The sequence below is a fragment of the Moorena sp. SIO3B2 genome (assembly GCF_010692525.1).
Classification (GTDB): Bacteria; Cyanobacteriota; Cyanobacteriia; order Cyanobacteriales; family Coleofasciculaceae; genus Moorena; species Moorena producens.
The window spans coordinates 1-6,543 of the sequence record NZ_JAAHHE010000330.1; the positions used below are offsets into that span (position 1 = coordinate 1).

Annotated in this window: 3 protein-coding genes and 1 pseudogene; all 4 read right to left on the minus strand. The window is 43.3% G+C overall.

Translation table 11 applies throughout. From position 1 onward, the window contains the following. Positions 1–955, minus strand: a pseudogene (locus F6K38_RS32730) (hypothetical protein); the annotation flags it as partial. Continuing rightward, positions 955–1,311, minus strand: a complete 357-nt coding sequence (locus F6K38_RS32735) for a hypothetical protein (protein WP_287359248.1) — start codon at positions 1,309–1,311, stop codon at positions 955–957. The pseudogene F6K38_RS32730 and the gene F6K38_RS32735, both read right to left, overlap by 1 nt. Before the next feature lie 147 nt (positions 1,312–1,458). Then, the gene (locus F6K38_RS32740) at positions 1,459–4,518 is read right to left on the minus strand and encodes a CHAT domain-containing protein (RefSeq protein WP_287359250.1); all 3,060 of its coding nucleotides are present in this window, start codon (positions 4,516–4,518) and stop codon (positions 1,459–1,461) included. An 87-nt stretch (positions 4,519–4,605) separates the two neighbouring features. Next, entirely contained in the window at positions 4,606–5,691 is a 1,086-nt protein-coding gene (locus F6K38_RS32745; protein ID WP_287359253.1) for a tetratricopeptide repeat protein, read from the minus strand. Positions 5,692–6,543: the final 852 nt, after the last annotated feature.

The window sequence follows — 6,543 nt, forward strand, 5'->3', positions numbered from 1 at the left end:
AGTTGCTGGCATTGGTAGCGATCGCAGTTTTGTGATCCTCCATGTCTCGCAGATAACCAGCATAGTCAAAGGTCTTTAGTGGCATCTCAGTCAGTTTCTGCTTCAGTTGCTCTAGCCTTGTTTCTGGGTCCCTTGGCAATTCCTTGAAGCCTTTAACCTCTTCTTCCAATTGCCCATAGAGTGCTCTAGTTTGGCGATAACACCAACGGGCTTGATCATAAGCAAACAGGATTTTACTGCGACAGCACAACAGATTGAAAAATGACAAAGACGTCTTTTCAACCAGGTTTAAGGTTTCTGGGTTACGGTTTAACCAGACCAGAAGGTGACATTGCTCCGTTGGTTTCTCTTTACCGTTGTCATAGGCAAAAATTGGGCTACCAAATAAGTGCCCAGATGCCATAAACTGCGGTTTTTGGTCGGTTCCCTCGAAAAAAGCATCCACACAGGCATCGGCTAACTTTCTATCCTCCTGGGGAGTGCCCACGGGTTCGCCATAGAGCACTAAGGTTTGTCCCAAGGAAGGTTGAATGTTGCTGGCTAGCAGGCACCCTTGGGGATTTAACCGACTAAATTGACTGGCTGGAACGGTGACATTTTGGTAATACAGAGTTAGGTCAAGGGCATAGGTGTCATGAATTTTAACCGGATAGACCTCTACTGTTAGGGCAGAGCCTTCTATTTGCAGTGGTGGCCTATAGGTTAAGCGACCATGATCAGGTAATAGTTCTAGGTAACGGCTTGCGATCGCGGTTTGGCTTGGAAAGGATTGTAATTTTTCAGGTAAAGATTTCAGGTCTGGGATAGCTAGGGGTTCGCTGAGCTGAGCACAGTGTTGCCACAACTGATCCGCATCCTGTCGGAACTTTCCCGGTTCTTGACTTAAGTCTTGGCAGAGATGGAAGGCATAAAGGGTGACGCTGGGGTTTTTGATTCGCAAGGCGCTGTCAGTCATCAGCCTTTGGGAGTGTTGGGTTTTTCGGTTTCTTCCGTAGAACTCTTGCGGAGAGCGTTGAGTAGTTCTTCTTTCACGTTCTTTTCATAGTCAGCTTTGGCTTCTGGAGTAGGGAATTTGCCTCCAATTCCTTTTTCACCAATTGGTTCATCATCTGGGAGACTTCTACGTACTTGTTCCAAAGCCCCATTAATTTCTGGTCGTTGTTTGCACCAAGCCAAAATAAATTCTGAGATTTTTTCAATATCTTCTGGAATCTTCTCTGCGAGAGTTTGTCGGTCTTGAGTGTTAATTAGTTCTGGAGTATTTTGTAGTAATTGGATAAACGCATTGACGTTTTTTTGTGCAAATTTCATTTTAAATATCCCAAATTTAATAATTACTATAAACTCTAGCAGTCGAAGTAAAGCTTAAGACATCTTCTGCTCCCTGCTCCCTGCTCCCTGCTCCCTGCTCCCTTTCAACTAAAAGACTATATCCTAAACTATACTTCCCTTGCTATACTAGTTACCAATGGCAACGAAAGCTGCCCAATGGTAGGGGTTTTTAAAAGGTTTTTCCATAGAACCCAGCTTATAAAAAGTGTCATCTAACTGTGCTTGGTTATTCAGACTCAAGGGCAAATGGCTTGCCCACTCCTCTAATTCTTCTTTAGTACTATCCCGCAGCCATAGTTGGGCTTGGTTAAGAGCAACTGCTAAAGGTATCTGCTCTCGTAGATTCTGATAAAATTTAATCATTAACAATGCCGTGGATAAATCCTTTACCTTCCACAAGCTACTAACTACTGCTGGACTCCCCGCCACTAGGAAACCACTGGGTAACCCAATGTATTCATCGCTGATGTTGGTGTAATCAATCAATCCGGTTTCACAAGCAGAAAGGGTGACCAGGCGACATTGTTCTAATTGTAGGTCAAAGACTTGATCGATAGTCAGACATTTCTCTAGGTCAAAGATTTCCTCGTCACTTATCCGTAAATAGCGCTCCGAATTGGGTTCAGCAGAGGTCGATTTATGGGCATTGGCCAGAATTAGAGCCGATTTCCGTGGTTCTTGGTAATTAAAGTAACCGTGACAGCTAAAATGTAAACAGTGGTAACTGTTGAAAGCTTTGCTATTTATGGCGGCTTTGGTAGCAGCGTTTTCTACAAGAATTTCTGTATCTGGTGGTGGATTGAAGTAGCTTTTGATTACGTCTACTTCGATAGGAGTGTAATGTAAATTATCAGCGGAATTTTGAACTGCAAACAGGTGGGTAAACTCTTCTGGGCGTTGTCTAGTTTGAGTAAGTTGCAGTAGTTGACAGCTAGGGGCGTAACTTACCCCTGCTGGAAAGCGATCCATCAGAATTTTAGCGTTACCTTCTCCCTGCTCACTGGTAATCGGTAAAGCATGAAGGGGGAACAAATGTAAATACCGATGGGGGATTAAAATTAAGCGATCGCATTTTTCGGGAATTTGCTTAATGATGTGATCAATGAATAAAATTTGCGCCAGGGAATGTAGACGAGTAGTAAGGTGCTTTTCGTAATGGTATTTTTTGGTGGAGTAGGCTCTTAAATATCCATTTGCCCAATCTACCAATTGACCTAAGTCTTTTAACTGAGAATGCCAAACTTGATTACGGGTGAAGACGAACGTGACCAGCTTATTCCGTGTAATGTAAAACTCGACAATGGCAGTGTGGTGATCCAACTTGTTCTGGAATTGCTCAAACTGAAAGCCAGAAGCAATGGGGAAATAGCGGTTTTTTAATTCATTATGCTGCTGTCGCAATCCTTGAAGACGTTTTGCTAAGGCTGTTGGGTTTTTAGCTTTGCTATCCTGAATTTGCTTTTGACCTGTGGCTATTTCATCTCTGTATTTTTTTAGTTTAGTAACAATATTTGCCGGAAAGATGCTTTTCAGTTCACGGCTGATAATCTCTTCGACTATATAGCGATTTTTGCTTTGTTCAGCATAATCAAGTGCTTCAGTAATATTATCTAAATCTACACAAACTTCTACCATTATGCTATAAAGTTTGTTCCACTTTTCGCGGTGTTTGCGCTTGCTTTCCTCTCCAGAAACCATTTCCTCCTGCAAAGATTCTACGGTAGCAATGGCAGAGTTAAAGGTGGTGTAAGCTAAGAGAGACTGCTGACTGTCTTGGTAAGCTATCCCTAGTTGGAACAAAGTGTCAGCATGGTTTTCGGGAAAAGCCTCACGGGTGCGTACTTTTAAAGCCAATTTGTAGCAAGCGATGGCTTTTTCTAGGTTTTGTGCCTTCTGACCTATGATTCGGTTACCGTAAGCATTACCGAGATTATATTGTGTCATTGCCCAATCAATAGGAAATGCCTCAAAGGTATAAACTCTTAGAGCCTGTTGGTAACAAGCGATGGCATCTTCTATATTCTGTGATTTCTCACCTTTGATTCGGTCACCGTAAGCAGCACCGAGATTATTTTGTGTCCTTGCCCACTCATAAGGAAATGCCTCAAAGGTTCTGACTCTAAGAGTCTGTTGGTAACAAGCGATCGCTTCTTCAATATTCTGTGCTTTCTCACCTTTGATGCGGTCATCGTAAGCATTTCCGATATTATTTTGTGTATCTGCCCAATCATAAGGAAATGCCTCAAAGGTTAATATTCTAATAGCCTGTTGGTAACAAGCGATCGCAACTTCAATATTCTGTGCTTTCTCACCTTTGATGCGGTCACTGTAAGCATTACCGAGATTAGTTTGTGTGATTGCCCAATCATAAGGAAATGCCTCAAAGGTTGTAACTCTTAGAGCCTGTTGGTAACAAGCGATCGCAACTTCAATATTCTGTGCTTTCTCACCTTTGATGCGGTCACTGTAAGCATTACCGAGATTAGTTTGTGTCCTTGCCCAATCATAAGGAAATGCCTCAAATGTTGTAACTCTTAGAGTCTGTTGGTAACAAGAAATCGCTTCTTCTATATTCCGTGCTTTCTCATCTTTGATGCGGATACCGTAAGCAGCACCGAGATTATTTTGTGTCCTTGCCCAATCATCAGGAAATGCCTCAAATGTATAAACTCTTAGAGCTTGTTGGTAACAAGCGATCGCTTCTTCACTATTCTGTTCTTTTTCCCCTTTTATTCTGTCACCGTAAGCAAGACCGAGATTATTTTGTGTCCTTGCCCAATCATAAGGAAATGCCTCAAAGGTATAAACTCTTAGAGCCTGTTGTAAACAAGCGATCGCTTCTTCAATATTCTGTGCTTTATCACCTTTGATGCGGTTACGGTAAGCAAGACCGAGATTATTTTGTGTCCTTGCCCACTCATAAGGAAATGCCTCAAAGGTATAAACTCTTAGAGTCTGTTGTAAACAAGCGATCTCAACTTCAATATTCTGTGATTTCTCACCTTTGATGCGGATACCGTAAGCAGCACCGAGATTATTTTGTGTCAATGCCCAATCAATCGGAAATGCCTCAAAGGTTCTAACTCTCAGAGCTTCTTGGTAACAAGCGATCGCAACTTCAATATTCTGTGCTTTCTGACCTTTTATTCGGTTATTGTAAGCAGCACCGAGATTAGTTTGTGTCAATGCCCACTCATAAGGAAATGCCTCAAATTTTCTGACTCTAATAGCCTGTTGGTAACAAGCGATCGCAACTTCACTATTCTGTGCTTTTTACCCTTTGATTCGGTCACTGTAAGCAATACCGAGATTATTTTGTGTCGTTGCCCACTCATAAGGAAATGCCTCAAAGGTATAAACTCTTAGAGCCTGTTGGTAACAAGCGATCGCAACTTCAATATTCTCTGCTTTCTCCCCTTTGATTCGGTCACTGTAAGCAGCACCGAGATTAGTTTGTGTCAATGCCCACTGATAAGAAAATGCCTCAAAGGTTCTAACTCTAAGAGCCTGTTGGTAACAAGCGATCGCTTTTTCTATATTCTGTGTTTTCTCCCCTTTTATTCGGTTACTGTAAGCAGCACCGAGATTAGTTTGTGTCGATGCCCACTCATAAGGAAATGCCTCAAAGGTATAAACTCTTAGAGTCTGTTGGTAACAAGCGATCGCTTCTTCTATATTCTGTGCTTTCTCACCTTTTATTCGGTTATTGTAAGCAATACCGAGATTATATTGTGTCCATGCCCAATCATCAGGAAATGCCTCAAAGGTAAAAACTCTAAGAGCCTGTTGGCAACAAGCGATGGCTTGTTCTATATTCTGTGCTTTCTCACCTTTTATTCGGTTACGGTAAGCAATACCGAGATTGAATTGAGTCTTTGCCCATTCAACCGGAAACCCTTCACGGGTGCGTACTTCTAAAACAAATTGGAAACAAGCAATGGCAACTTCAAGGTTTTCTGCTTTCTGACCTTTTCTTCTTTGAGAGTAAGCAAGACCGAGATTGAATTGAGTCTTTGCCCATTCAACCGGAAAAGCTTCATGGGTGTAAACAGTTAGGGCGACTTCATAGCCAGTGATAGCAATTTCTATATTGCTGGCTTTGTCACCCAAAGGTAATTTTGCTACTATTTTGCTAAATTCAACAATATCTGCGCTTAGGGATATGGCTTCATCTGGCTTCGCTTCCGCCAGCTTAGTTGTTGCCCAATCCCGCAATTTATCTGCTAAGGTCTGATTAAGTTTGTCGATATTTGCTTCCAGTAATTTCTCAACTACCTGCTGATCACCATTACTGTCTGCAATTGCTTGTAGCACCTCTAAGAGAAAGTCAACTTGGCCATCAGATGTATTGTCAGCCATTGCCATCAACTGCTCTACAATAGTTATTCAAAAAATAGACTTATTTTAAAGCACCCTGGATTAACCAATTTTTATACAAAACCTCATAGATTATAGCATTTCTAAAAAGTCAGAAGTCAGAAGTCTGAAGTCAGAAGTAGAGTGGGCATCCTGCCCGCCCGTCTATTCCATCTCAGTAGAGTGGGCATCCTGCCCGCAGCTCTATTCCATCTCAGTAGAGTGGGCATCCTGCCCGCAGCTCTATTCCATCTCAGTAGAGTGGGCATCCTGCCCGCAGCTCTATTCCATCTCAGTAGAGTCGGCATCCTGCCCGCCCGTCTATTCCATCTCAGTAGAGTGGGCATCCTGCCCGCAGCTCTATTCCATATCAGTAGAGTGGGCATCCTGCCCGCAGGTCTATTCCATCTCAGTAGAGTGGGCATCCTGCCCGCAGCTCTATATCAGTAGAGTCGGCATCCTGCCCGCAGCTCTATTCCATCTCAGTAGAGTGGGCATCCTGCCCGCAGCTCTATTCCATCTCAGTACAGTGGGCATCCTGCCCGCAGCTCTATTCCATCTCAGTACAGTGGGCATCCTGCCCGCAGCTCTATTCCATCTCAGTACAGTGGGCATCCTGCCCGCCCGTCTATTCCATCTCAGTAGAGTGGGCATCCTGCCCGCAGCTCTATTCCATATCAGTAGAGTGGGCATCCTGCCCGCAGCTCTATTCCATCTCAGTAGGGAACAGGGAGCAGGGAAGAGGTTTGTTCACGAGGCTCTGAGGCTCAACCACGAGACTCAAATACTCAACGTTGAGACTCTCAGACTCGTCCACGATATTCAAATACTCGACCACGATATTCAAATACTCAA